At 55.1% G+C, this 25896-nt stretch carries 30 protein-coding genes; 14 read left to right on the top strand and 16 right to left on the bottom strand.

What is annotated here, in order from left to right; genetic code table 11:
• The first annotated feature begins 30 nt into the window (after nt 1–30).
• From R0137_RS07720 to R0137_RS07710, 3 genes are read left to right on the top strand one after another with little or no spacing between them, the layout of a single operon-like run.
• Nucleotides 31–633 carry a peptidylprolyl isomerase gene (locus R0137_RS07720; protein ID WP_407329804.1) on the top strand — a complete coding sequence of 201 codons (603 nt, stop codon included), beginning with the start codon at nt 31–33 and terminating at the stop codon, nt 631–633.
• Nucleotides 630–1394: a pyridoxine 5'-phosphate synthase gene (locus R0137_RS07715; protein ID WP_407329803.1), complete on the top strand. Its 765-nt coding sequence runs from the start codon at nt 630–632 to the stop codon at nt 1392–1394. The genes R0137_RS07720 and R0137_RS07715 overlap by 4 nt, the downstream gene beginning before the upstream one ends.
• 2 nt (nt 1395–1396) lie before the next feature.
• Nucleotides 1397–2086, top strand: a complete 690-nt coding sequence (locus R0137_RS07710) for an RluA family pseudouridine synthase (protein WP_407329802.1) — start codon at nt 1397–1399, stop codon at nt 2084–2086.
• A 64-nt stretch (nt 2087–2150) separates the two neighbouring features.
• On the opposite strand, the gene R0137_RS07705 is transcribed toward R0137_RS07710, so the two are convergent.
• Nucleotides 2151–2948 carry a sulfurtransferase gene (locus R0137_RS07705; RefSeq protein ID WP_407329801.1) on the bottom strand — a complete coding sequence of 266 codons (798 nt, stop codon included), beginning with the start codon at nt 2946–2948 and terminating at the stop codon, nt 2151–2153.
• A 166-nt stretch (nt 2949–3114) separates the two neighbouring features.
• Here R0137_RS07705 and R0137_RS07700 point away from each other — a divergent pair, with 166 nt between their 5' ends.
• A complete protein-coding gene (locus R0137_RS07700) occupies nt 3115–3618 on the top strand; it encodes a DUF2244 domain-containing protein (RefSeq protein WP_407329800.1) in 504 nt (167 codons plus the stop codon).
• A gap of 110 nt (nt 3619–3728) precedes the next feature.
• On the opposite strand, the gene R0137_RS07695 is transcribed toward R0137_RS07700, so the two are convergent.
• Complete coding sequence (locus tag R0137_RS07695; protein WP_407329799.1) at nt 3729–4502, bottom strand: crotonase/enoyl-CoA hydratase family protein; 774 nt, start codon at nt 4500–4502, stop codon at nt 3729–3731.
• 100 nt (nt 4503–4602) lie between these two features.
• Here R0137_RS07695 and rimO point away from each other — a divergent pair, with 100 nt between their 5' ends.
• The 3 genes from rimO to R0137_RS07680 all read left to right on the top strand — a co-directional run bounded on the left by rimO (nt 4603) and on the right by R0137_RS07680 (nt 7231).
• Entirely contained in the window at nt 4603–5952 is a 1350-nt protein-coding gene (rimO, locus tag R0137_RS07690) for a 30S ribosomal protein S12 methylthiotransferase RimO (RefSeq protein WP_407329992.1), read from the top strand.
• A gap of 5 nt (nt 5953–5957) precedes the next feature.
• Nucleotides 5958–6680: a 16S rRNA (uracil(1498)-N(3))-methyltransferase gene (locus R0137_RS07685; RefSeq protein ID WP_407329798.1), complete on the top strand. Its 723-nt coding sequence runs from the start codon at nt 5958–5960 to the stop codon at nt 6678–6680.
• 107 nt (nt 6681–6787) lie between these two features.
• Entirely contained in the window at nt 6788–7231 is a 444-nt protein-coding gene (locus R0137_RS07680; RefSeq protein ID WP_407329797.1) for a CBS domain-containing protein, read from the top strand.
• 17 nt (nt 7232–7248) lie between these two features.
• Here R0137_RS07680 and msrA read toward each other — a convergent pair whose 3' ends face one another.
• Complete coding sequence (gene msrA / locus R0137_RS07675; RefSeq protein WP_407329796.1) at nt 7249–7914, bottom strand: peptide-methionine (S)-S-oxide reductase MsrA; 666 nt, start codon at nt 7912–7914, stop codon at nt 7249–7251.
• A 123-nt stretch (nt 7915–8037) separates the two neighbouring features.
• Between msrA and R0137_RS07670 the strand changes: the two genes are divergently transcribed.
• The 6 genes from R0137_RS07670 (at nt 8038) to R0137_RS07645 (ending at nt 12858) form a co-directional block, all read left to right on the top strand.
• Entirely contained in the window at nt 8038–8724 is a 687-nt protein-coding gene (locus R0137_RS07670) for a hypothetical protein (protein WP_407329795.1), read from the top strand.
• Nucleotides 8725–8746: 22 nt separating this feature from the next.
• On the top strand, nt 8747–9454 hold the full coding sequence (locus tag R0137_RS07665; protein WP_407329794.1) for a DnaJ domain-containing protein: 708 nt from the start codon (nt 8747–8749) through the stop codon (nt 9452–9454).
• A gap of 72 nt (nt 9455–9526) precedes the next feature.
• Nucleotides 9527–9931: a hypothetical protein gene (locus tag R0137_RS07660; RefSeq protein WP_407329793.1), complete on the top strand. Its 405-nt coding sequence runs from the start codon at nt 9527–9529 to the stop codon at nt 9929–9931.
• A 173-nt stretch (nt 9932–10104) separates the two neighbouring features.
• Entirely contained in the window at nt 10105–10989 is an 885-nt protein-coding gene (gene htpX, locus R0137_RS07655; RefSeq protein WP_407329792.1) for a protease HtpX, read from the top strand.
• 37 nt (nt 10990–11026) lie between these two features.
• Nucleotides 11027–11749: a DUF1499 domain-containing protein gene (locus R0137_RS07650; RefSeq protein WP_407329791.1), complete on the top strand. Its 723-nt coding sequence runs from the start codon at nt 11027–11029 to the stop codon at nt 11747–11749.
• A 5-nt stretch (nt 11750–11754) separates the two neighbouring features.
• Nucleotides 11755–12858 carry a S1C family serine protease gene (locus tag R0137_RS07645; protein WP_407329790.1) on the top strand — a complete coding sequence of 368 codons (1104 nt, stop codon included), beginning with the start codon at nt 11755–11757 and terminating at the stop codon, nt 12856–12858.
• A 24-nt stretch (nt 12859–12882) separates the two neighbouring features.
• Here R0137_RS07645 and R0137_RS07640 read toward each other — a convergent pair whose 3' ends face one another.
• Both R0137_RS07640 and R0137_RS07635 read right to left on the bottom strand, forming a co-directional pair.
• Nucleotides 12883–14061: a pyridoxal phosphate-dependent aminotransferase gene (locus R0137_RS07640; RefSeq protein ID WP_407329789.1), complete on the bottom strand. Its 1179-nt coding sequence runs from the start codon at nt 14059–14061 to the stop codon at nt 12883–12885.
• 106 nt (nt 14062–14167) lie between these two features.
• Complete coding sequence (locus R0137_RS07635; RefSeq protein ID WP_407329788.1) at nt 14168–14455, bottom strand: hypothetical protein; 288 nt, start codon at nt 14453–14455, stop codon at nt 14168–14170.
• Between the two features lie 36 nt (nt 14456–14491).
• Between R0137_RS07635 and cls the strand changes: the two genes are divergently transcribed.
• Complete coding sequence (gene cls, locus R0137_RS07630; RefSeq protein ID WP_407329787.1) at nt 14492–15928, top strand: cardiolipin synthase; 1437 nt, start codon at nt 14492–14494, stop codon at nt 15926–15928.
• A gap of 6 nt (nt 15929–15934) precedes the next feature.
• On the opposite strand, the gene R0137_RS07625 is transcribed toward cls, so the two are convergent.
• The 11 genes from R0137_RS07625 to R0137_RS07575 form a co-directional block, all read right to left on the bottom strand.
• A complete protein-coding gene (locus tag R0137_RS07625; RefSeq protein WP_407329786.1) occupies nt 15935–17323 on the bottom strand; it encodes an alanine/glycine:cation symporter family protein in 1389 nt (462 codons plus the stop codon).
• Between the two features lie 15 nt (nt 17324–17338).
• Nucleotides 17339–18694 carry a sodium-dependent transporter gene (locus R0137_RS07620; RefSeq protein ID WP_407329785.1) on the bottom strand — a complete coding sequence of 452 codons (1356 nt, stop codon included), beginning with the start codon at nt 18692–18694 and terminating at the stop codon, nt 17339–17341.
• Nucleotides 18695–18772: 78 nt separating this feature from the next.
• Nucleotides 18773–20572, bottom strand: coding sequence for an aminopeptidase P family protein (locus R0137_RS07615; protein WP_407329784.1), 1800 nt, complete (start codon nt 20570–20572; stop codon nt 18773–18775).
• Nucleotides 20573–20575: 3 nt separating this feature from the next.
• The gene (locus R0137_RS07610; RefSeq protein ID WP_405268487.1) at nt 20576–20749 is read right to left on the bottom strand and encodes a rubredoxin; all 174 of its coding nucleotides are present in this window, start codon (nt 20747–20749) and stop codon (nt 20576–20578) included.
• Nucleotides 20750–20802: 53 nt separating this feature from the next.
• The gene (gene gspN, locus R0137_RS07605; RefSeq protein WP_407329783.1) at nt 20803–21564 is read right to left on the bottom strand and encodes a type II secretion system protein N; all 762 of its coding nucleotides are present in this window, start codon (nt 21562–21564) and stop codon (nt 20803–20805) included.
• A complete protein-coding gene (gene gspM / locus R0137_RS07600) occupies nt 21561–22040 on the bottom strand; it encodes a type II secretion system protein GspM (protein ID WP_407329782.1) in 480 nt (159 codons plus the stop codon). The genes gspN and gspM overlap by 4 nt, the downstream gene beginning before the upstream one ends.
• Nucleotides 22037–23236, bottom strand: coding sequence for a type II secretion system protein GspL (gene gspL, locus R0137_RS07595; protein WP_407329781.1), 1200 nt, complete (start codon nt 23234–23236; stop codon nt 22037–22039). The genes gspM and gspL overlap by 4 nt, the downstream gene beginning before the upstream one ends.
• Nucleotides 23233–24288 carry a type II secretion system minor pseudopilin GspK gene (gene gspK / locus R0137_RS07590; protein WP_407329780.1) on the bottom strand — a complete coding sequence of 352 codons (1056 nt, stop codon included), beginning with the start codon at nt 24286–24288 and terminating at the stop codon, nt 23233–23235. Before gspK ends, gspL begins: the two co-directional genes overlap by 4 nt.
• Nucleotides 24269–24919 carry a type II secretion system minor pseudopilin GspJ gene (gene gspJ, locus R0137_RS07585; RefSeq protein ID WP_407329779.1) on the bottom strand — a complete coding sequence of 217 codons (651 nt, stop codon included), beginning with the start codon at nt 24917–24919 and terminating at the stop codon, nt 24269–24271. The genes gspK and gspJ overlap by 20 nt, the downstream gene beginning before the upstream one ends.
• Nucleotides 24912–25322 (bottom strand): type II secretion system minor pseudopilin GspI, encoded by a 411-nt coding sequence (gene gspI, locus R0137_RS07580; protein WP_407329778.1) that lies wholly within the window; start codon nt 25320–25322, stop codon nt 24912–24914. Before gspI ends, gspJ begins: the two co-directional genes overlap by 8 nt.
• Nucleotides 25312–25893 (bottom strand): Tfp pilus assembly protein FimT/FimU, encoded by a 582-nt coding sequence (locus R0137_RS07575; protein WP_407329777.1) that lies wholly within the window; start codon nt 25891–25893, stop codon nt 25312–25314. Before R0137_RS07575 ends, gspI begins: the two co-directional genes overlap by 11 nt.
• Nucleotides 25894–25896 lie beyond the last annotated feature (3 nt).

Here is a 25896-nt window from a genome sequence, read left to right as displayed (position 1 = left end):
CTTCCGGCGCAGATCGCCCAGGAGACTATGATGATCGCGAGTACCCGTTTTATCCCCGTGGCCTTGGCAGGCTTTTTTCTCAGTGTTTTGGCGTCTGTGTCTGTGGCGCAATCGTCCTCCGAAACCCCTCTCCCCAACCCGCAGGTGACGATCACCACCAATGTCGGCGTCATCAGCGTCCGCCTGTTTAGGGATAAAGCACCCCTGGCGGTCGAGAACTTCCTGGCTTACGTTGATGATGGTTTTTATGACGGAACTATCTTCCACCGCGTAATACCCAACTTTATGATTCAGGGCGGAGGGCTCACCCCAGACATGGTGGAGAAGCCGGTTGGGGAACCAGTCATGAACGAATCGAAAAACCGCCTGCACAACGTCCGAGGCACTTTAGCGATGGCGCGAACTTCTGACCCCGATTCAGCTACCGCACAGTTTTTTATTAACCAGCGCACCAATCTGCGTCTAGACTGGCAACCGGGGGCTCCCGGTTACACCGTTTTCGGTGAGGTTATCGATGGCATGAGCACCGTGGACTACATCAGTACTTCTCCCGTGCAGGCTATCGGCCCTCACGGTAATGTTCCCATCGACGCCGTTATCATCACCAAGATTGAGCGCAAGAGCCTGCTGTGATTGCCCTCTCCGTCAATCTCAATAAAATCGCATTGATTAGGAATTCCAGAGACACCACGATTCCCGACATTCCTCAGCACGCCCAGATGTGCATCGACGCAGGCGCCGATGGGATTACCGTGCACCCTCGCCCAGATCAACGGCATATCCGAGCCGACGACTGTAGGGATTTAGCCGCGATGCTTGAGGTTGAATTCAATATCGAGGGGAACCCCTTCGCCGGCCCAAGAGCCAGCGATCGAAGAGGCGTTAGCGATTACCCCGGATTCATGGAGCTGGTTAGAGAACTGCGTCCCACTCAGTGCACTCTAGTGCCCGACGGAGACGACCAACTCACCTCCGACCACGGCTTTGATCTCCTTCGTCAGGCAGAAGAGTTGGAACCTTTGCTCACAGAACTGCGATCTCTCGGTGTTCGCAGCAGCCTCTTTATGGACCCCGTGCCGGAGCAAATGGCCATCGCCGCGCAAATTGGTGCTGACCGCATAGAGCTGTATACAGAGTCCTTTGCGGTCGCTGTCTCGAAGGGCAAGGACGTTGATCAATGTTACCGGCGCTTTCGAGATACCGCTGAGGCCGCCCTGGAGGCTGGACTGGGCGTCAACGCCGGCCACGATCTGAACCTCGACAACTTGCCGATCTTCAGGGCATTGCCGGGATTGTTGGAGGTATCAATAGGACATGCGCTTACCGTCGATGCTCTGCGCATAGGCACGCCTGCGGCGGTTCAGGCTTATCGGGCTGTGCTTGCAGGCTCGTGATTATGCCCACGCCTCCCGACTCGCCAGACGATCTGGAGCTGCCACCCTACGTCGTTCCTCACAGCGCTGAGTCAGTCAAAGTCATCTATGCCGACGAGTCTCTTCTACTAATCCGCAAGCCGGATCTACTGCTCTCGGTACCGGGTCGCCACCCGCTGAATCACGACTGCATGATCACACGACTGCAAGAGCGCTACCCCGATGCGCTGGTGGTCCATCGGCTAGATCTGGATACCTCTGGCATCATGATTGTTGCCCGGGGAAAACCGTCCCAGGCAGCACTGTCGCGGCTGTTTCAGGAACGGTCCGTAGACAAGCAGTACAGGGCTTGGGTCGCCGGGGATGTAGCGGATGACGAAGGCAAGATCGACCTGCCTATTGCGAGGGACTGGGAAAACAGACCTCTGCAAAAGATCTGTGCGGAAACAGGCAAGAAGTCGCTTACTTATTTCAAAGTTCTTAAACGTGAGAACGGAAACAGTTATCTCGAATTACAGCCAGCGACGGGGCGCACTCATCAGCTGCGCATCCACTGCCGGGAAATGGGACACCCTATTCTGGGCTGTGACATGTACGCCCCTCCCGCCATTCTGGGTAGTGCGCCGCGACTGATGCTTCATGCATCGCGAATCGCATTCCCCCATCCGGTTACCGGGCGAAAATTAGTGGGTCACTGTCCGGCGCCTTTTTAAAGACTGAACCCGCCGCGCCCCTTATGGCTATACGGCTTTATCGTGGGTAGCTCTGTGAGCACGCCTACAGATAACTGCACCAATCACTCCAGCTACCGCCGTAGAGCCAAACATCATCTCTACCAAGTACAGCTAGGGATAAAACATTGACACAGGCGGACACGCCAGAGCCGCAATAGACCACCAGCGGAGCGGCCTCCAGCGTATCGCCCCAACACTCTCGCAAAGCGGAGGCCTCAAGGAATTCGCCGTGCTCGTTACTAAAACTCTGCCAGGGGAGATTCAATGCACCGGGAATGTGCCCCGCTATAGGATCGATAGGTTCATGTTCACCGCGATAACGCTGCGCTTCACGCGCATCCACAACAAACGCTGACTGACCTTGCAAATCAAAAAGCCCATCTCGATCACAACAGCCAGGCCACTGTTTCGAAACCTCCCTCGCCGCGGTGGGATCAGGAGTGGGCGTAGCCATCTCCATCCCAGCACCCTGACTCAACCACGCTTTGTACCCACCATTCAGCAAAACCGGCTCCCGATAACCAAGAGCGCGCATCATCCACCAACATCGCGAAGCGAACACAAAGCGCGAGTCATCGTAGAGCAGAACTTCAGTGCTCTCGTCAACGCCCAGGTCCGCGAGCTTCTGCGCAAAGGTCTGCGTCGACGGTAGTGGGTGCCTCCCGCCGTGGGTGCGAATTGGCGCCGACATATCCTTTGCAAGATCCAGATAGAGGGCTCCGGGTATATGGCCCTGATCATAAACCCTACGACCCTCTTCAGGATCGGCGAGGGAAAACCTGCAATCGATGATCACGCCCGCAAAGTCTTCTGCCTCTGCGACACTGAGGAACCTTGTCATAAATCTGATCTCCTAAAACAAGAACCGCGTACAACCTTCAGTTGCATCTAGCTCTCTTCAAACTCTGTGGGTACTCCCATCAAGGTGCACTATACTTTCACTGTGTAAATCCAGTGTACAAACTAGGTCGCATAAACCAGACCGCATAATAGAAGGATTAAGCTTGGTGGTCAGCAGCAGCCGCAGCGACGCTTCGTTAGTCATCATTGCAAAGCCCAATCACTCGTCGAGCTGGCGCAACAATAAACTTGCACTCCTTGCGGTATCTGTACCTTCCCTTGGAGCAGCTATCGGGTTTACCGCGCTCGGTGCTTGGCCCATTTTGCCTTTCGCTGGCGCAGAGCTTCTGGCCCTTGCCGCCGCTCTCTATTACGTCAACTGGAAGCTCGAGTATCGCCACGTCATCACGCTGGATGAGTGTGTGGTATCGATCGATAAGGGACATTACGCGCCAAAGCGGCGTTGGCGGTTTGCGAGAGATCAAGTCGCCCTCGCAATAACTCCCGAGAAGCATCCCTGGGAAGGACCCGGTCTATCGGTTCACGGCAATGAAGAAACCGTCCGGGTAGGTGAATTCCTCAATCGTGATGACTGCCTGTCGCTCATGGCGCTGCTACGTAAAGAGCTTCTGGTAAGAACACACAGCCCCGCGGGTCGTCTAAAACTCTAAGCAGCGCCTCTTAGAATGCGGCTCCCATTGGACAAACAAGAGGACAGACCGGCGCGCAGGCAGGCAAAAAGCCACCCAGCCTTCAGCATGCAAAGGTGCCTGCAAAGCCATCAAATGTCTCGAAAATCACCGTGACGGCCAAGGCCACCGCTAAAACGTTCAGCGCCGCGTCGGGTTTCTCCGCTTTGTACCACTGCCTCGCCCGCTGCGTACTCATGAGCAAGGGCTGACTGCTCGGTCAATGACCATTGGGCCAGAGCACTCGCCCGATCAGCGCGCATACAGGCTTGCGGAAAAGCCGACAGCTGCTCGGCGAGCGCAAGTGCTTCGCTAGCAACCTCTCCGGGCGCTGATACACGGTTCACAAGCCCCATCTCCAGCGCTTCACGGGCTCCCACGGGTCTTCCCGTGAGGATCATATCCATCGCCCGCGATTGGCCGATAAGTCGAGGAAGGCGCACTGTTCCTCCGTCAACCAGGGGAACTCCCCAACGGCGACAAAACACGCCAAAGACCGCATCGGGGTCTGCGACTCTTAGATCGCACCACAGTGCCAACTCCAATCCTCCGGCGACGGCATGGCCCTCGACCGCGGCGATCACAGGCTTACTGAGCTGCATGCGCGAAGGTCCCATAGGACCCTCTCCATGAGCCTGCATACGGTTCATATTCTCACCGCTCGCCACAGCTTTCAGATCGGCCCCTGCGCAAAAAGTCTCGCCGCCGCCCTGCAGAATCGCCACATCTAAAGAGTCGTCTCTATCAAAATCTCGAAACGCCCGCGCCAGCAACGAAGCTGTTGGTCCGTTCACGGCATTGCGATTCTCAGGGCGATCGATGAGCACCTTCAACACACGCCCGACTCTCTCTACCAACACTGTCATGACTCAATCTCCATTCTCGACGTTCGGTGGACCATGCTACCCTTCGCGCTTTCACCAATCGACCAATTCTATGTCTTCTGAATCTGATCCTACCTCCGGTATGAAAGGCGGAAGTAATTCCGTAAATAAGGCCGCAAAGAACAGCACCGTTGGATTTGTGAGCCTGGGTTGCCCTAAGGCCCTGGTGGACTCTGAGCGCATTTTGTCGCAACTAAAATTAGACGGCTACGATATCGTTGGCAGCTATGACGATGCCGAGCTAGTCGTCGTCAACACCTGTGGTTTTATTGATAGCGCAAAGGAAGAGTCTCTCGCGGCCATTGGTGAAGCGATCGCAGAAAATGGTCGGGTGATCGTGACCGGCTGTATGGGCAAAGGCGCCGACGCAGAGCGAATCCGGGCTGAGCACCCCAAGGTTTTGTCGGTAACGGGGCCGGCGGCCTACGAAGAAGTGGTATCCGCGGTACACGAGTACGTACCGACACCTCCACCAAAAGACGTGTTTACCGATTTGATCCCCGCATCGACTGTGCGACTGACCCCCCGCCACTATGCCTATCTAAAAATCTCTGAAGGCTGCAATCATCGCTGCAGCTTTTGCATCATTCCCTCCATGCGTGGTGACCTTGTCAGCCGACCCATCGGCGACGTTATGGATGAAGCAGAAGCGCTCGTGCGCTCCGGTGTACGAGAGCTACTGGTGATATCCCAGGACACCAGCGCTTATGGTGTGGATGTAAAGTATCGAACAGGCTTCTGGCAGGGCCGACCGCTGTCTACCCGCATGGAGAGTCTCTGTACCGCGTTGGGCGAATTGGGTGTTTGGGTCAGACTACACTACGTCTACCCCTACCCTCACGTCGATAAAGTGATACCCCTTATGGCCGAGGGAAAAATTCTTCCCTATCTCGACATACCGTTTCAACACGCAAGCCATGCCGTGCTCAAGCGTATGCGGCGCCCCGCTGCCACCGAGAAAGTACTCGGGCGCATCCAGAATTGGCGTAAGCAGTGCCCCGACATAACCCTCCGCAGCACGTTCATCGTCGGTTTCCCCGGCGAGACCGATGCGGAGTTTGAAGAATTATTGAGCTTTCTCGACGAAGCGCAATTGGACCGTGTTGGTTGTTTTCAGTACTCGCCAGTCACGGGCGCCGCCGCCAATCAACTTGCAGACCCCGTCCCTGAGGAACTAAAGCAGGAACGCTACGAGCGATTCATGCTTCGCCAGCAAGCAATCAGTACACAGCGTCTTCAAAGCAAAGTTGGACGTGACATTGAGGTTCTCATAGATAGCGTCGACGAACATGGTGCCGTAGGACGCTCCAGCGCCGATGCACCCGAGATTGATGGCCGAGTGCATATCCCGGGGGCGTCAGATTTTACTCCCGGAGATTGGGTGCGGGGCACAGTGTCCCGCGCCGATGAATACGACCTCTGGATCGACTAAGCACTGTGAACCTTCTGATCGTTGGACCGGATGAGCTGGACACCAACAACCAGTTGCAACTCAGCGGTCGCCGCTTGGAACACCTCAACGGTGTTCTGAAGCTGCAATCGGGAGACAGCCTTCGTGTCGGCGTTTTAAATGGCGATATCGGCGAGGGAACGGTGTTAGAAATCAATGACAAAGCTGCGCTTATCGACGTCAGCTTAGATCGTACGCCTCCCCCACCTTTAGCCTTAACAGTAGTAATGGCCCTACCGCGGCCCAAAATGCTCAGAAGAATTCTGCGCGGTATTGCCGAGACGGGGGTCAAACAACTTCACCTCATCAACAGCTTTCGCGTCGAAAAAAGTTACTGGCAAAGCCCACTCTTGCAAGCCCCTGCCTTGCAAGAGGCCCTCGTGGCAGGGCTTGAGCAATCCATGGATACACGGCTACCTATGGTTGTACAGCACAAACGCTTTCGGCCCTTTGTCGAAGATACGCTCCCGGAACTTTGCAAGGGCCGCAATGCCCTGCTAGCGGATCTTGGCGCTCGCGATAGCTATCCCGAATCACCGGCAACACCCAGCCTCTTGGTGATAGGACCCGAGGGCGGATTTATTCCCTTCGAACGAGGCCTCATAGAACAAGCTGGGGCGAGAAGCGTGAGCCTAGGGCCACGTATGCTGCGTGTCGAGACGGCTCTGCACTGCGCCTTGGGACGGCATCTTACCAACGAGCACATGTAGCGCTGCGTGCACCCTCTTAAGGGAAGACGCTGATCCTTGACGAAGATCAATGACTGCCCCTCCTGAACTCTTTAAAACTTACTCATCAAACAGAGAGAGGATGGGACATGCTAAGCGTTGCAGAAATAATGACCGCCCAACCCTATACCTTGGGACCCGACGACAGCCTCCTGGAAGCGGCCTCCCTAATGCGAGAACACCATATACGGCACATTCCCATCGTTGCTAAGGACGGCAACGTCATTGGGCTTGTATCTCATCGAGATGTGCTTGCCGCCAGCGATTCCCGGCTTGTCCACGAGGACCCAAGAACCGCTGGCAAGGAGGCTTACGTTGCACTGTCTGCGGTCATGACTTCGCCCGTTCAAACCGTTACCGAGGATGCGGAGCTTCGAGCCGTCGCCGGATTTTTGAGAAAACAACGTCTCGGCTGCCTGCCAGTCACCCGAGACGGGAGTCTCGTAGGTATCATTACCGACTCAGACTTCCTCGAGGTGGCCATTGCCCTCATGGAGCAGTTGGAGATCGTCGAGCCCGACGAAGACTACTAGCGGCTGAGAGCCATCCCTTAGGTGGTCCCCGCGACGTCTAGTCCGATCGGACAGGTCACGCCGGTGCCACCTAAGCCGCAGTAACCACCGGGATTCTTGCTGAGATATTGCTGGTGATAATCCTCGGCGTAATAAAAAGGGCCGGCCATTTCGATCTCGGTAGTGATGTCCCCGTATCCCGCAGCGGCGAGTTCTCGCTGAAACGCTTCCATACTGCTTTGTGCAGCATTTAACTGCACCGGATCCGCGGCATAGACCGCGGATCGGTACTGGGTACCCATGTCATTTCCCTGGCGCATCCCCTGGGTAGGGTTATGACCTTCCCAGAAACTTCGCAGCAAATCGTCAAAGCTGAGTTTATCTGGGTCGAAAACCACCAGAACCGCTTCTGTATGCCCAGTGCGTCCCGAACATACTTCCTCGTAGCCAGGGTTTGGTGTATGCCCCCCGGCATAGCCCACGGCAGTCGTGAATACGCCCTCCAACTGCCAAAAAACGCGCTCGACACCCCAAAAGCAACCCATAGCGAATACAGCCTGCTGCATCTCTGGTGGAAAAGGACCACGCAAGGGGGTCCCCAGCACGTGATGTTGCTCAGCAACGACCACGGGCGTCTCACGGCCTGGCAATGCATCCTCCGCACTGGGTAAGGCGTGTTTCTTTCGCAATTCAAACAACTTCACGTGCAATCTCCGTAGTTAAAAAAACAGCTGGCAAAAAAGGCATGGTTACAGCACCCCTAAACGCGCTTGGAGCCTTGTGCCCAAGGGTATACCATTCTCGCATCATGTCGGTTCACTTCAACGATGCCCCGCACTCCCGCTAAGCACGCTAGCTCCGGCGACGTCCGCGCGTTTTTAGAGCGTGCGAAGAACGTCCAACGCTTTAGTGCCGGGCAATCACGGCTGCTCTTCGCCATCGATGCGACAGCCAGTCGACAAGCGACCTGGGATCTCGCCTGCGAGCTTCAAGCCAGCATGTTTCAGGTGACAAATGATCTTGCGTCTCTATCAATACAGCTCGCGTATTATCGAGGTATCGGCGAGCTACATCTGGGTGCCTGGCAAAGTGACGCGTCCGCTCTCGCCCAGAGAATGAGTCGCGTACAGTGTGCGGCTGGTCGAACGCAGATTGGGAGACTACTGCAGGCTGCGTTGAAGCAGCAAAACACCACAAAGGTAAACGCGCTAGTGTTTATAGGAGATGCTGTAGAAGAGAATGGCGCTACGCTTCAGGACTTGGCGGGGATGTGTCGCTTACAGTCGTTACCGCTGTTCTTATTCCAGGAAGGCTATGACCCTACGGTTAAGCAGTGCTTCGAAACTATGGCCCGGGTGAGCGGCGGAGCCTATGAGCACTTTGACCAGAGCAGTGCGCAACGTCTTCGAGATTTACTGGGGGCAGTGGCTCGCTATGCCGCCGGGGGACGAAAAGCTCTGGAAAGTAAGCCTACGGCGGGTGCCCAGCGCCTGCTAGAGCAGTTAAAACGCTAGATTTTTAGTCAACAGGACTTCTATGCCCAGACTGATTCTATTACTCGCGATTGGCGCGGTTGTTTACATTCTCTTACGCCGAGTCGCTACTATGCCACCTCATCGGAGGCGCGGTGAATACTTCAAGCTCGGCGTTGGTGTGGCCGTGGTGGTCGTCATATTGCTGACGCTCGCGGGCAAGATGCATTGGGTCGGCGCGGCAATTACAGGCTTGCTGGTGGCGGCGCGGCAGTCGCTACCGATTTTGATTCGCCTCTTTCCCATGCTCTCGTCTCTAAAGTCTCAGACGACCGCCTCCAGCCAACATTCAACAGTGACAACGCGAGTGTTGCGTATGCATCTGGACCATGAAAGCGGCGCATTGTCAGGCGAGGTGCTGGAAGGGCCACAAAAAGATTGGCTGCTGGATGAAATGGACCGGGAACAGCTCGATTCTCTTCGACAATATTGCGAGAATAACGACCCAGAGTCAGTGCAGCTCCTTAACGGTTATCTGGAGCAACGCTTCCAGGACGCAGCTCAAGAAGGCAGCGCTAAAGAGCAGACTGCGTCGGGTGATATGAGCCGCAAAGAAGCCTTCGAGGTGTTGGGCCTTGACGATGACGCCGATGAAACGGCCATTGTCGACGCCCATCGCAAACTGATGCAGAAGCTGCATCCCGACCGTGGCGGCTCCGATTATCTTGCCGCCAAGATTAACCAGGCCAAGGACTTGCTTACAAAGAGCTAAGACACAACACGTCTGCTCAAAATACATAGCCCGCTTAGATACAACCACCCAAGATAAAGGAAACACAGCAAGATGAGTGAAGCAGTTTTCGTCATTCAGAATCAGTTAGGTCAGTTTTGGACGCGAGCAGGAGAATGGGTTGATGGTAGAGAACCCCAGCGGGTGCTCAAGACCAAACACCGTGATGAGGCTGTTAACCAGCTGGTAGAGCTGAGCGCCAAGGACATAGATCTCCGGGGTGAAGTGCTGGAGTGCGAGGTAGACGAAAAGAAAGAACCCGTTATCGAGGCGAGTTCGCACCTGACTCCGACTCTTGCGGACAAAGCGGCGGAAAAAGCCGCGGAAAAGGCCGCTGAGAAAGCGGCAGAGGCGGCGCTGGCCGCCGCCAATGAAGAAGACTCGCCGGGCGAGGCAGGCGAAACAGGTGAGGGAGGCGACGCCGATGCAGAGGAACCTCCCTTAAGCGCCGCGGTCTGATTGATCACGTACGCTGCGCCAGGCTGCTAAGCTTGAAGCATTGGTGCCCAGACCCACCTTGAAACTTTGGGGCTGGCCCCAATGTCTTGTGCTGTAGGGCGCGAAACCCCGATCCATGAATATCGGGCCGCTGACCTCCGATTCGCCGATAGTTTCGATACAGGTACTCAGACATGCGCATTCTGTTATTTCTCGCCACCAACTTTGCCGTGCTCATCTTGGTCGGCACGGTATTCACCATGCTGGGGTTTGAGGGCATTCTCGCGGCAAACGGCGTAGACCTGAATCTCAAAGCGCTGCTGGTCTTTTGTGGACTCTTCGGCATGGGCGGATCAATGATCTCGCTTTTTCTGTCCAAATGGATGGCCAAGCGTGGCACGGGCACTTACATCATTGAATCGCCCCGTAACCGCGATGAGCAATGGCTTGTGGACACCGTGGCAGAGCTGGCCCAAGAGGCAGGAATCGGAATGCCAGAGGTAGGGATCTTCCCCTCCGAGGCGCCGAATGCCTTTGCTACCGGATGGAACAAGAACGCCGCCTTGGTGGCCATCAGCGCAGGAATGTTAAAGAGCTTCCCGGCAAACGAGATACGCGCTGTAATCGGCCATGAAATAGGCCACGTGGCTAATGGCGACATGGTGACACTCACGCTGATACAGGGTGTAGTAAATACCTTTGTCATGTTTCTCGCTCGAATCATCGGTCACACCGTTGATAGAGTTGTTTTCAAAACCGAACGTGGCTACGGAATAGGCTATTTCGTCGTATCGATCGTCGCCGAGATTGTTCTCGGAATTCTTGCAAGCATCATCGTGTTCAAGTTCTCAAGGTGGAGAGAGTTTCGCGCTGATGCGGCGGGAGCCAGCTTAGCGGGTCGCGGCGACATGATCGCCGCCTTGGAACGTCTCCGTGGCAAGCAAGATACGGCCCAGGACCTTCCCGGTGAGCTCACCGCTTTTGGTATCAGCGAAACAGCCAAACAAGGGTTCAAGGCGTTGTTTAGTTCCCACCCGCCACTGGACCAACGGATAGCGGCGCTCCGAAGCGCCGCCTAGTTACTCTCACAGCAATAAAATCTAAGAGGCAAGAATAATGAGTGAAACCCCTAGCGCGTGGATACGCTGGCCTGGCTACATCGCCTGGTTCTTTCTGGCCATACTGGCTATCTCTGTACTAGTGGTGCGAAGCGGCAACTGGCAACAAGGCCTGCTTCTCTATGCTATCGCAGGCCTGCTCAGTGCTCTGGTACTCGCATTTATGGCAGTGCAGAGCCTGTTGCCACGCTGGCGCGGCGCACGAATGACCATACTCAAACGCGCGCTTCCCGCTCTCCCAGGAGCCGCATTGCTACTTATGGCCACGCAGGCCAGAGACGTCCCTCCCATTCACGATATCGCTACCGACCTGGTAGATCCCCCTGTTTTTGAAGAAGTACTCCGTCTTCGCGGGAACAACAGTAACCCTCTGGAGCTAACCGAAGACGTCGTGGAACAGCAGCTTGCTGCCTATCCGGACCTCCAAACCCTCGAAAGCCCTCGCTCTTATGCGAGCAGCTACAATCTCGCGCTTACGACCGCCCGAGATCTTGGGTGGGAGATAGTTCGCGAAGACGCAAACGCGGGTTACATTGAAGCCGTGGACACCACCGCAATCATGCAATTCAAAGACGATGTAGTGATTCGAGTGCAGACGAACGCTGAAGGCAGCCTCATTGATCTGCGCTCGGTCTCTCGCGTGGGCGTTAGCGACCTGGGTGCTAATGCGAAACGCATTCGCAGCTTCATAGCCGCTTTTAAGGCATCGGCAGAGGGCTGAGTTGCATGCTGGGGCGCCTGTCTTTTCGTATGTGTAATCGTTGGCTTGCTCGGGCTTTAGCGAAAGGCCTTGTTCCCCTACTGCTCCTCGGTGCTGGCACAGCCTCTACCGAAGAAGCTAGAGACTATCTCAGCTTTGCAACGGAGGACGAGGCGAACAGCACGGAGATTTTCAGTAAGGCAAGTCCAGCTGTCGTTTATGTCACCACCACAACACTTCGCCGACGCAGCCGGTTTTCTATGGATGTGATGGAGATCCCTAAGGGCTCAGGCTCAGGATTTGTTTGGCATGATAGCGGCCTGATCGTGACTAACTATCACGTGGTAGCCGACGCAAATCGAATGAAGGTTACCTTGCAAGATGGCAACAGTTATCTGGCAGAGTTGATTGGCAGCGCTCCGGAAAAAGACCTCGCCGTACTTCGACTGCTAGAGCCTCCTTCAGATCTCACTACGCTACCCTTGGGCGACTCTACGGAACTCTCCGTGGGCAGAAAAGTCCTGGCCATCGGGAATCCATTTGGTCTAGATACAACGCTGACAACCGGCGTAGTGAGCGCCCTTGGTAGAGAAATACGTGCGCCGAGTGGGCGGCAAATACGCGGAGTAGTGCAAACGGATGCCGCGATCAATCCAGGTAATTCAGGCGGCCCTCTATTGAATTCCTTGGGACAGCTGATTGGGGTCAACACGGCGATCTACAGTCCTAGCGGCGCGAGCGCAGGTATTGGTTTTGCCATTCCGGTAAATACCGTGCGCGAAGTCGTACCGCAGCTGATTAGTTACGGCCGCATTCTCCGCCCCATTATGGGTATTGAGTTGGCCAGCGATCGCTGGCGTCGCCGTTACGGCATCAAGGGCATGCCGGTGGTTCGAGTTTTCCCAGGATTACCTGCAGCGGAAGCGGGTTTGCGCGGCGTTTCGCGCAGCTCTCGAGGAGACCTCAGACTCGGAGATATCATCGTCGCGATCGACGGACAAACTATCGACAGCCATGATGACTATCTAACGCTCATGGAGAGTCACAAGGCGGGAGATACGATTTCGGTACGAGCCCGCCGAGGAGACGACGAAGTTGATCTCGATGTCGTGCTCACCGAATCGCAATAGCCAAGTCACCAAGACGTAGACGGATCAATAGGCGGCGCAAAACTGCTTTATACGTTTACAGGCACGCTTAAGTACCGAATGATTTTGTGCAAGGCCCATACGCACAAAATTGGCGGCTGAAGGGCCAAAGGCGTCTCCCGGTATAACCGACACGCCCTGCTCCGTCAGTAACTGCTCTGCGAACTGCTTGCCGTCCAAACCCGTGGCCGAAACATCAGCCATTATGAACATGCCCGCATGGGGTCGACTGCAGCGAATATTCTGTACTTTCCTCAATTTGTCGAGCACGTAGTCCCGCCTCCGCAGATACTCATCTCGCATCTCACGAACGTATTGTTGGTCATTCTCCAGAGCGAATGCACTCGCATCCTGGATAAACTGCGGACTACCAAAGAGCGTCGCTCCCGAATACTCACCGAGACGCTGGACAAGAGTCGGGGGCGCGACGACCCAGCCAATGCGCCAGCCACTCATAGCATGTGACTTAGACAGTCCATCAATCATGACGATGTTATCGAGGGACTCAGCACTAGCCCTGGCTGAAACGTGTTTCCCTTCGTAGCAGAACATCGAGTAAACCTCGTCACAAACCAACCAAATATTGCGCTCTCTACAATAATTGGCCAGCTCTCGAATATCTGCGGCGGGAATTATGGCGCCCGTGGGGTTACCCGGAGTGTTGATAAACAATACTCGCGTCCGCTCTGTCAGCGTCGACTTAAGAGCCTCCACATCCAGGGCGAAGCCATTCTGTACATCCAGAGGAACCGTTCGCAGCTGTAAGTCCAGTCCCCGAAAAATAGGTGTGTAGCCAACGTACATTGGCTCAGGCACTACAATCTCGTCGCCGGGATTCAACAGGCAAGACAGTACCGCGTAAATTGCCGATGTTGCTCCCGGAAAAACAGCCACCTCGTCCGCACTACAGGGATAAGGCGAGGTTTGCGTTTCAAGATCAGCAACCGCCCGACGAAGTTTGATTTCACCAAGAGATGGTGAATAGTGCGTGCGCCCCACGCGTAAATGACTCACGGCATTATCAATGATCGGTTCTGGCGTACGAAAGTCGGGATCGCCTACCGAGAGTAGAATGACGTCTTCGCCATTCCGCTGCATCTCCAGAGCACGATCGTGCACGGCCCAAACGTCACTGCCTTCGGCAGAAAGTCGCTCGGTTATTCGAGCATAAGTCGGGGTAAACATACTGTTAAAACCGAATGTTAAAGTGTTGGAATTATACCTCAGGGATCAACTGGACTCGCGACCTGCGCGTGCTAACCTATCGAACTTCGGGAAACACTTGGCGGGACTATAGTTTGCAAAGCGGATTAAAGTGGTTGCTGCTTGGTCTATTCTTGTTGGTGATGGCCGTGATCCAGTTTGTTCCCGGAGAGCCTTCTTCTACACAACCGGTCACGCCTGATACACAACCGGTCACGCCTGATACACAACCGGTCACGCCTGATACACAACCGGTAATACCTGTGTCTGGACCGAGCGTCTCCTGACTCAGAGACACCCCTGTCCACCCTGAGTTGGACCCGCGAACACCGGCCTTGTCAAACTCGTCCAGATTCACACTTACGCAAGCCTGCATTGCCATCTGATATCGACACGCTGTTAGAATCAAAGCATGGAGCTTCAATACAGTCCCGAAATAATCGCTGTTGTTCTCGCGGCGGTGTACCTGCTGGCCATCGCCAGCGCTATTGATGCAATTCTGCAGGCGCGCACCGCCCAAGGCTCCATCGCCTGGGTCGTATCACTGTTAACACTCCCCTACCTCAGCGTGCCCCTTTACCTGGTGTTTGGCCGAAACAAGTTTGACGGCTACCTTGAGGAGCGTGCGCAAATTGAATCTCAAGCCGAGGCACGATTAAAAGTACCGCGGAATGAATTGTTCGACTTTCAGGCGAGTGATGCATCCGCTGCCTTTTACCGCAGCCTTCACCGCCTAGCTAGACTCCCTACGGTCCGCGGGAATGCGGTAGAGCTACTGGTGGACGGCTACACCACTTTCGACAGCATAGAAGCAGGCCTTAAGAGCGCAGGGCGCTACATTCTTTTTCAGTTCTACATACTGCGCGACGACGCTCTCGGAAGGCGACTGGGTAAAGTCCTTGCTGAAAAGGCGCGAGAAGGCCTAGCAGTGCACTTACTCTACGACGAGGTTGGCTCTCGTAGTTTCGCTAAAACCCCTCTCTACCGGCAATTACAGGATGCAGGGGTACAGCTCGCCGCGTTCAACACCACCCAGGGACGACGAAACAGGTTTCAGCTCAACTTTCGCAATCACCGAAAAGTGGTTGTCGTTGATGGTATCTGTGCGTGGATAGGTGGGCACAATGTCGGCATTGAGTACCTGGGCGAAGATAGCGAGCGAGGTCCCTGGCGAGACACACACGTCAAAATCCATGGTCCGGCAGTAATCGGCGCCGAGCTCACTTTTGCCACAGACTGGTTATGGGCTCGGCGAGAACAGCTGGATTTAAATTGGGAGACTGAGCGGGAAGCACCGGGGAACAGCTCAGTTCTCTTGTTCCCCTCGGATCCGGCAAGCGAATTCGATGAGGCAGGTCTGATGTTTCATCAGGTCATAACCCAGGCTCGGGATCGTGTCTGGATAGCCAGCCCATACTTTGTCCCCGACCGGGGCATTATCGCGGCACTACAGCTTGCCGCGCTGCGCGGAGTGGACGTGCGGGTGATGATTCCGGACAACGCTGATGGTCCCGTAGTGGGCCTTGCCAACTGGTCTTTTACACGGGAGCTGCTTCCCGCCGGCGTAGCCGTTTATCGTTACGAACCAGCGTTCATGCATCAGAAAGTTCTGTTATTGGATCGAGAGCTGGCGGGGGTAGGTACAGCGAATTTCGACAATCGCTCTTTTCGTTTGAATTTCGAAATCACTGCGCTTGTTCACGACGAAAACTTCTGCGACGAAGTTGAGCAAATGCTGCTAAACGACTTCGACCACTCCAGGCTCGTTACCGCCGAAGAACTCACGCGAAAACCAATTTGGTTTCCTCTGGCGACGGCGGCCGCGCGGCTCATGTCGCCCGTGCTCTAACCGTATTCAGTCGGGCCAAGCTCGTCGATCGATATCCAGATCCGCAAAGTCATCCGCATGGAGGCGCGGAGACTTGCCCTCCGCGAGCTGATCGTCGTAGTCCTTAAGTAAGCGCAATGCCAGCTTAGACATCCACAACAATCCTATAAGATTCACGACGCCAAGAAGCCCCATCGTAAGGTCCGCAAATCCGAACACTGTGCCGAGGTCTTGCGCCGCGCCCCAGAACACCAAGCCCAGCACCATCACCCGAAACACTGTGAACAGCGTGCGGTTGTCTTCACTAAAATAGTTCAGCGCGTTTTCGCCGAGATAGTAGTTGTACATAATCGAGCTGAACGCAAACATCACCAGAGCGATACTCACAAAACTACCGCCCCAAGGTCCCAGGTGCTCAGCGAGCGCGTTCTGTGTCAGGGCCACACCGGAAACACCCACAGCACCAGGCTGATAAACATCCGACAGCAGGATTATCAACGCGGTGCAGCTACACATGACCAAGGTATCGATGAAAACACTGAAGGCCTGCACAATTCCCTGGTTCGCAGGATGAGGAACAAATGCGACCGCAGCGACATTTGGCGCACTACCCAAACCCGCCTCGTTACTGAAGAGCCCTCGCTTCACGCCCTGCATAATCGCGACACCAATACCGCCGCCAAGCGCTGAATCCAAACCAAAGGCACTGCTTATGATATTCGCGAAGGCAGCCGGCACCTCTTGAATATTCATTCCGATAACAAGCACTGCACACGCGAAGTAGCTGACCGCCATTACGGGCACCACAATCTCGGAAACTGCGGCGATTCGCTGAATCCCACCAATAAAAACGAATCCAAGAAACACCACTAGCGCCAAACCGCTTACCCAGGTTGGCACGCCGAAGGACACATCCAGTGAGGTAGCTACCACATAGGACTGAACTGCATTAAATCCAAACCCGAAGGTAATCAACAAAAGCAGCGAATAAATAATCGCTAAACCGCGCTGATTAATGCCTCGAGTGAGGTAGTAGGCAGGTCCACCGCGAAATGTGCCGTCGGGTTCATAGCGTTTATAAAGCTGAGCTAGGGAACATTCGAAGAAACTCGTGGCCATCCCCATGAGTCCAATGACCCACATCCAGAAGACAGCGCCCGGCCCTCCAAGGGTAATTGCTACGGCGACACCGGCGATGTTACCGCCACCGACTCGGCCGGCAACACTCACCACCAATGCCTGAAAAGAACTGACATGCCCCTTTTCGTGGTGCAAGGCGGAGCCCAAAACCGAGAACATTTTTCCAAAGTAGCGGAACTGCACAAAACGCGATGCAACGGTGAAGTACAAGCCGATGCCCACCAGCATAACCACAAGCACCTTGCTCCAAAGCAGATCACTCAGCATCGCTAACATCGTAAGTCCTCGCGTCTACTCAGTAACGCCTAAAACAAAAATAACCAGCAGCGCCGGCGGCACCAGGTAGCGGATGAGAAAATGCCAGATCGCATATCCTGTTGAGCTCAGAGTCGCAAATTCTTCTTGAGAGTGTTCCCTGCGCATAAACCAGCCCGCAAAAATCGCGATCAGCAAACCACCGAGCGGAAGCAGAATCTGGTTGGAGAAGTAATCCATCACACTATTAAAATTCCTCTCACCTATACGCAGCTCGTCGAGCACGTTGTAGGACAGAATACTCAGTATGCTTAAGACCGCCACAGAGCCCACTACGATCATCGCGCTCTTATGTCTGGACACGCCGTAGTGCTCTTCGATCCAGGCGTTGACCGACTCGACGAGCCCTACCATTGAGGTGATCCCCGCTACCGAGAGCATGAGGAAGAAAAGCACCGCGAAGATATAGCCCCCGGGCATTTGCGCAAAAGCGACCGGTAACGTCTGGAATATCAGGCCTGCGCCCGCCGCTGGATCCAATCCATAATTGAATACCGCGGGAAAAATCACTAAACCTGCAAGCAAGGCTACTGCAGTGTCGGCAATCACAATAATGAAGACAGACTGACTGATGGAGATGCTGCGCGGCAAATAGGAGCCGTAAGTCATCATGCCCCCCATTGCTACTCCAATAGAGAAAAATGCCTGACCTATAGCGGCGAGCACCGTGGCAAAGGTCACTTTGCTGAAGTCCGGTGTAAACAGCCAGGCAACCGCCTCCCAGAACCCTCCGGCGAAAAAGTTGTACCCGGCAAGCACTACAAGAAGCGCAAACATCAACGGCATCATGATCGTGACAGCGCGTTCAATGCCATTTTTGACACCGGCGAAAATAATGAATCCGGTAATCGCCAGTCCCGCCAGGGTCCAAAACAGCATGCCTGAGTTGTCCGCCAGAACAGCCGTAAACTGAGCCTCGGCATTTACCGCGTCTACATCAGCAAACCCCGTAGTAATCGCCTTAAACAGATACCACAGAACCCAGCCCACAACGACGGAATAGACAATCTCGATAGTGAAAGCCGCCAGGAGTCCCATGCCCCCTACCCAACGCCATTGAGTGCTGCGTTCGCTCTCCTTAGCGACATTAGCCATAGCAATGGGAGGAGCGGCGTCGCCCCTGCGACCAATCATTAGCTCAGCCATGAGGATCGGTACGCCAATCAGGAATGCACATCCGAGATAGATAAGTACAAATGCGGCACCACCGTTTTCTCCAGTCACATAGGGAAAACGCCAAATGTTGCCAAGGCCAACAGCGAATCCCACTGAGGCCATAAGAAATGCAAAGCGAGAGGTCCAGTGCGAATGTGCACCGCCGGCAGCCGCCATAATCAAACTCCGAACTAGGATCAGTTCCGCAGTCTACACAAAAGCGCCATACGCTTCAGCCGAAGGAGATGGAAGGAACTAGGAAAGTGGGCGTGTGGCGGCAATCAACCACTCACGGTCCTCAGAATGCTCCAAGCGCTCAAGAATCTCTTCCCGAACCCGTGAGTGATAAGCATCTACCCAGGACCGCTCTGCAGCGTTCAACAATGAACTATCTATCAACCGCTGATCAAACGGCACGAGAGTCAGCGCAAGAAACTCCAGCATGGGGACCTCACTCGCGTTAGTGTTCGCCTCGCGGACGACGCAGAGGTTCTCACAGCGAATCCCAAAAGCACCATCCCGGTAATACCCAGGTTCATTACTTACGATCATACCCGGCGCGAGCGCCGTTGCGTTCCAGGCCTTGGCTATTCTCTGGGGCCCTTCGTGGACACTCAGAAAAGCGCCCACGCCATGGCCGGTGCCATGATCGTAGTCTCTTCCCGTCTGCCATAAAAACTGCCTAGCGAGAGCATCAAGATGGGTTCCGGTTGTGCCTGCGGGAAAGCGCGCGCTGTCCAGCGCGATATGGCCCTTAAGCACCAAGGTAAACAACTCACGCATCTCTTGGGTCGGCGTTCCTGTGGCGATCGTTCGGGTGATATCGGTCGTGCCGTCGGAATACTGTCCGCCACTATCGACGAGGTAAAGGCTGTCAGGGACTAGTTTCGCCGGTGTGTTGTCCAAATGGTTGTAATGACACATGGCACCATTCGCAGCAGATGCCGAAATAGAGTCAAAAGACAGCTCGTGAAAATGCTCGCCCTCTGCGCGTAACGCCCCCAAACGATCTGACAGCAAGGCTTCATCATGGTAGCGCCCTTGCGCAAGCTCACTATCTAGCCAGGCAAGAAAACGAATCTCTGCAACAGCATCCCGACGGTGTGCCTCCAGAGCCCCAGCTATCTCCACATCATTCTTGCAAGCTTTTGGTAAGAGCACGGGATCTTCTCCCGCAAACAGCGTCGCTCCCCCTCGCTCAAGACTCAGCTGGGACCAAGCATTCGCACTCAACGGGTCAGCCAACACCACTTTGCCAGCAAAACTCTCCAAGAGCCGCGCCGCATCATTCTCGGGGACCACCGATACGCCGGGGCCGGTGTGCTCGTGAAAACCCTGAGGAACCCGCCTCTCGTCGACCAGCAGATGAACATCGCCATTCGCTTCAAGCACGGCGCAGCTAAGTAGCACCGGCAAGCGCGGTACGTCTTTCCCCCTAACATTCAAAAGCCAACTTACTGAATCCGGCGCAAATACAAGAGCCGCGTCAGCGCCCTGCTCCGCTATCGACCTCCCCAGGCGCTCGCGCTTTTGGAGGCTATGTTCACCGGTAAAAGCCTCCTCAAGGAGCAAAGCCTCTGCAATTAGTGGTTCGGGGCGCGTCGCCCAGCAGCGGTCGATGGGGTTGTCGGTACTAAGCACAATCTCAATATCAGCATCACCAAGAACTCGCTGCGCTTGCTGGTACCAGTCGAGAGTGCACAGGCGCGGATCGATAAGAACCTTACTCCCCGATGCCAAAGTCTCCTTCAGCCATAACAGAGGGGGCTCTTCGATTAAGCGGCGATACTGGTATTGCTCACCGTCGACCTGACGCCTCACCTGTACCGTATAGCGCCCATCAGTAAAAATTGCCGCATCTGTAGCCATGACGACGGCCATACCAGCGGACCCCGTGAAGCCCGTTAACCACTGTAAACGCTCGTTATGCGCTGGTATGTACTCACCGAGATACTCATCGGCGCGCGGGATACAGAACGCATCTACGCCACGAGCCGAAAGTTCCTCACGCAAGCAAGCGAGGTTCGCCGCTTGCTCTGCCGCCGCCATATTCATCGTTCAGATTTGCTCGAAGTCTTCTTTGCCAACACCGCAGTCGGGACACAACCAATCTTCGGGAACATCTTCCCAGAGCGTGCCCGCGGGAATACCGTCATCAGGCCAGCCCTCAGCTTCATCGTATATCAAGCCACAGACGATGCATTCAAACTTACGAAAGGACTGTTCACTCATGGTGCTTATGTCTCCGGATAAAAGGGTTGGTATTCAAAATCACAGCTCAGGCTCTAGGGACCTCGTGCGACCTCTCCATCAAGGCGCAGACGGTAGCCATTTTCTTCCGGACTGGCAATGAGAGAAAGTGCTTGAGCTAGGTCAGCATCTAGCGCTCGTGTCGAGCTTTCAATAAACAAGTCGATGTTAAAGCGCTGCTCATCGAGATCAACCTCTCCGGCAGCTACCACTGGCCCGCTCAAAGTAACGATGTCTGCAACAACCTGCCGCGGCGCGGGGCTATCAATTGTCGCGACATAACTCCCCAAGACACGAACGCCTTGAGGCGATTGCCAGGCAGCGTCTTGCCAGACCACACGGCCGTCAGCTGCCATTACATCTCTGCGGGTTACTAAAAGCTCGTCAAAAACCAGCTCCAAACGGCCACTTAGCTCTATTGGCAGCAACCGCTTGAGAAGCGCAGCATCGACACTCACATCAAGGTTTTGAATAGCAAGAGCGTCTCCGTCTATACGCAGGTCCAAGGTTCCCCGTTGATCACCCCAAGCACTTCGAAGATTTACTTTGGGAGACAAGGTCAAGACGCTCAGGGGATCCAAGGTCCAAGTGAGCTTACCCAGGTGCAAATACCCTCCCGGGGTTTGTACGCGAGCTCGAACCGCAGTTCCCTCACCGATGGCCCCGCTGATCCCAGAAAGCTGCACTTGCTCCTCGTTTAAAAAGAACGGTAACAACCGTGCGGGCATCCGCAAACTCGCGGCAAACAGCAAGACTGCTACAACGATGAACACTGGCAACCAGAAAATCAGCCTCATGCGGCTGCAGCTACACGCAGCGTTGCACTCACAGTTCCGGCGCTACTCGTTTGGCTCAAAGAGAGGTCATCAATTCTCAAGCCCTGAACTGTCTCCAGTTCATAAACCCAACGGAGTAGCGCTTCGAGATTCGCTGATTCGAAGCGTAGCTGAACCGAGCCCTGACTGCTCGGTTGAAGGCGACTCACCCGTAAAGCATAACGACTGGCACTTTGATTCAACGAGGCGCTGAGGTTTGCTGATCGAGATCCGCTCTTACTGCCCTGAGAGTTCTTCAGGGCGCGAATTTCCGTGGCCATCGCATCCACACGAAGAAGCGCCTCTGCGGTAGCGGTGTTTCTCGCAGACAAGTCCTCTCGGGCTTGCCCAAGGGGCAAAACAACGAAGACCGCCATGAGATAGGCGATGACTGCAAACGCCATCACCAGAAGCGCGACCTGCTCGCGGAGGGTGTAACGCTCAAACCAAGCCTTCATGGCCGCTCTCCTACACGCAAGCGCGCACGCACCCGATCGCCACTGCGGGAAGAGCTCTCCAGAGTCGCGCTGTAGCCTGCCTGCTCCAGGGATCCACGCAAAGACTCAACATCAGCGAAGTCTGCAGCCAATAGATTGACTCGCAACTCCGCATTTCGCTGGCTGTAACTGAGACTGGCGAGCAGCATTTCGTCTTGGCTTGACAGTGAAGTTCCAACGGGCGCAAGCAAACCTGTAAAACTTCCACCACCAGTCCCACCACGTAAGCCATCAAGCTGGCGTCGTAGCTGCTTCTCAGCATCGACAATAGCCCCTCGCGGATTCACACCTCGATAAACCGATTCAATCTCTGTGCGGAGAACTAGATTCTCGCGCTCCATTCTTTGCAGATCCAACCATCCCGACAGCAGATGGATGCTTAGTGCCAGAAGGAACAAAGCAGCGACCTTTCGCCACTGCCCCCACCAACGCGCATAAGGTAGCTGCGGCGCGAACTCTCCTTGGAGCAAATTCAAAGTGGGCTCACTGCCATCGCGGAGCATAAGCGCTTGGGAGAAACCGCCTGTTCGCCATTGCACCTCTACCGCTTTGAGAGCCATCAGGAATGATGAATCTAGAGACTCCTGATCACCATAGACAATAACGCGATCAGGAGAATCCTCTTCCAGCAGCGCACCGACTAGTGTCGGCAGCAAAGTGTTCTCAATCCGTGTTCCCGCATTGCGACCATAGCGGAGCAATGTGGTCTCTGCTTCGATCACCATAGTCCACTCGGAGCTGGTCCACGGCAATAACAAGGGCTCCGGAATCCAGGGTAGCGGCGCGTTTAGTGCTTCGAGCTGTCCCTCCCACAGTGTCATAGACGATTTATCAACCATCGCAATCGCATACTGTTCTTTATCGATGGCGTTGCGCGCAAAGTGCACATCTTCGATATTGCCGGACAGGGATTCCTCGAGCATAAACGGTAAGGAAGTATTCAGATGCTTTTTTTCTTCTGGGGTTACAGTCAACTCCAGCAGCCTTACGTCCGATCCCGGCGCCGCGAAAACAACTCCGTGATCACGTTCTGCCAGACTCTGACTGAGCCGTTCGAGAGCGCCTGAAGCTTCATCGGCTAAGGCGTACGTGACACCAGCGTCCAACCAATAGGGGTCGCCGTCACGAAGATAAACTACGCTCAAATTTTCGCTCACGGAAGGCTCTCAGGGCGTGGGTTAGGCATATCGTAAAGACTTGCGTTAATTCTTTGGAGCACGTCAATTTCACGAGCTTGGCGACGTAAGACACTGTACATACGCTGTTCACGGTCGGCAATCTCTACGCGCGACGCGAGAAGAAAGTAAGACGAGGATTCGGTCAGAAGCGTCAATAAGGATGAACCCTCTACTCCGGAAAAAACCTCCTGCTGCAAAAACGAATCGAGGTTCGCGAAACCCGTATCTTCACGGAGCTGCACGATGGACTCCCCATCGGTGCGCGACAACGGCCTTAGATTACCGTTCGCATTCAACGCGCGAAGCACAGGTAATGGCGCCGTGTGTATGTTGATACCCGAGGGCACCTCCGGCCATACCGTCACCAAAGGCCGCAGTGCTCGATAAATCTCGGGAGTCATTCCTGATATTGCCTGTAACTCGCTCACACTGACCATCGGTCGATTTGCGGGCCGGTAAGACGGCTCAAGGGATACATAAAAAGCACTTTCGGCGCCGTTGAGTCGAGGTTCGTCATCCGCATCTATCCAATCTGCAACAGCGTCTGCAATCGCCGCGGCGGTGAACTCATCAACTTCAGGAGTATCCAGTGCCTGAAGCAATCGAATAAACACTTGCTGCGCAGGTGAGTAAACCACGGTGGCAGACGATGGCGGCGCACCGAGACTATTCAGGTTAAACCGGCCCTGAAGGTCTTCGAGGCTTCCAAACATCCACCCCCCTTCGTCTAGCGCATAGGGCGTCGCCTCCTGCGCCCATATCTCGTTGAGATCGTCACGGGGACTCTCGCTCGCCAAGTCTGCATCGTAATCCAGGGTAAGCGCCAAAGCAGCCAGCTCCTCAGCACCGCGCAGATACGAAAAGCTCTGCTCCGTAACAAAACTGTTCAATCCCCGGCGGTAGCTAAGATCAAAGTCCCTCTGCAGCGCCACCAGCACGCTTGCGCAAATCGCGAACACAAGCAGAGCAACGACCAGCGCGACGCCGCGCTGGGAACGTAAGCTCGGGTGCTCAGCGCGGCGGCAATTCATAGAGACGCCTCACTTCACCAAGGTCTGCGAGATCGAGGCGCAGCTCCAGCGCCACGGGTGGTTGGGGTACAGCGGCACCTGCACTGGGGTCAGCGACCCAACTCTCAGGCCAAGAGCGAGTGTCTACCACCATGTTTCGATCCAGCTGCAGGTTTTCCAGCGAATCAAGGAACCGCAGTTCCAGAGCGCTCACGCCCTTCAGCAGTTCGGAACGCTGGGGTTCCGCATCAACGGCACGATCAAGTACCGTGTAATAACCGCGCCAAAGCGACTCGTCTTCAATATAGTAAAACACGCGTTGAAGCTCGCTTCGACGCTGCTGGAGACTGTTTGACCAACCGTCTCGTGTTAGCGACAAAGGATAAAACGCCAAGGGCCCTCCTGACAGCGCCGGTTGGGTCCCTCCAAATTCATCCCGGACCGAGCGGTTGCTAAACTGCCTCAGGTCCCGGGTCAGCAAAGAAAGGGCGCGATTCAAGTCCCGGGTACGCTCACTGGCGGCGCGGAGCTGCTCTGCTCCCGTGAGTGTCGACGATATCCCGCTGTAAGACGCAGCCGCGACAAACGCCGTGATCGCCAGCGCAATCAGTACTTCAACAAGGGTGAACCCGCGCTGTTTGCCTCTATCCATTAGCAGCGTCGCTCCTGGCAGCGATAAACGCGACGAGGGTATAGAGGCTTGGCGACTCGTCACCTTCTATAACTCTCACCTGAACCTCAACGCGAGAAAAATTCGGAACCTCGGTACCCTGGCTTTGCACTCGCCAATACCATTCCCGCCCCGCCATCTCTTCGCTTCCGCTGCTGCTGCCCCGCAGAGATTGCTGCCCTCCTCGAAGGGCCAAGCGCAACTCAGCCAGCCGATTACTCGCCACAATCTGTGCAAGAGACCGATCTCTAAGATAGGCCGTCCCGTCGATTTGCTGATCCATCGTCAACAATAGCGCAGGCACCGCCAGCGCCACCACAGCCAGAGCCACCATGACCTCGATCAAAGTAAAACCGGACGATCTATTGGCGAGTCTACGGGACAAGGGCATAAGCACTTATTGGCTCATCGTCTTCGCCACGAAACTGTTCAAACTGACCCAGGGAGTCCCACTCAAGGCGCCAAAGTAAAGCGTCATCATCTCGGCTCCTCACCAGTAGCTCGCCAACCTGAGTTTCGCCACTGGCCGACATTAGCCACTGTGGCGCTGTGCCGGTGCGTGGGTCCACCGCATCTGATGCTACAGGTACGAGCTCCACGTCATCGAGAATAATCTGTAAGCGTGCCTCTGGAGGAAATTCCAAGGAGCTAAACACCTCCTGCGAGAGCCGGGGTTCTCGCCAACCTTGAGGAACGCGCTGACGCCAATGCGCGGTGATCATAGACTCCCCCTGATCACTCACACTGCTCGCAAACAGGACACCAAAATCACTACCGCTAAACTGCGCTTCATCCAGCGCGTATTCGGCAACCGAAACGAGAGTGTCCAAGCGTTCCTGAACAACACGATCACTCGCACCAGAATTTACGTTTAGAGTCACAAGACTGGTCATCAGTACTATTACGAACAGCACAACCAGCATTTCGATCAGGCTAAACCCCCTGCCGAAACTCATAGG

The sequence above is a fragment of the Congregibacter brevis genome (assembly GCF_045689245.1).
Classification (GTDB): domain Bacteria; phylum Pseudomonadota; class Gammaproteobacteria; order Pseudomonadales; family Halieaceae; genus Congregibacter; species Congregibacter brevis.
Note: the sequence above shows the minus strand (reverse complement) of the source record. Positions and strands in the feature narration are given on the sequence as shown.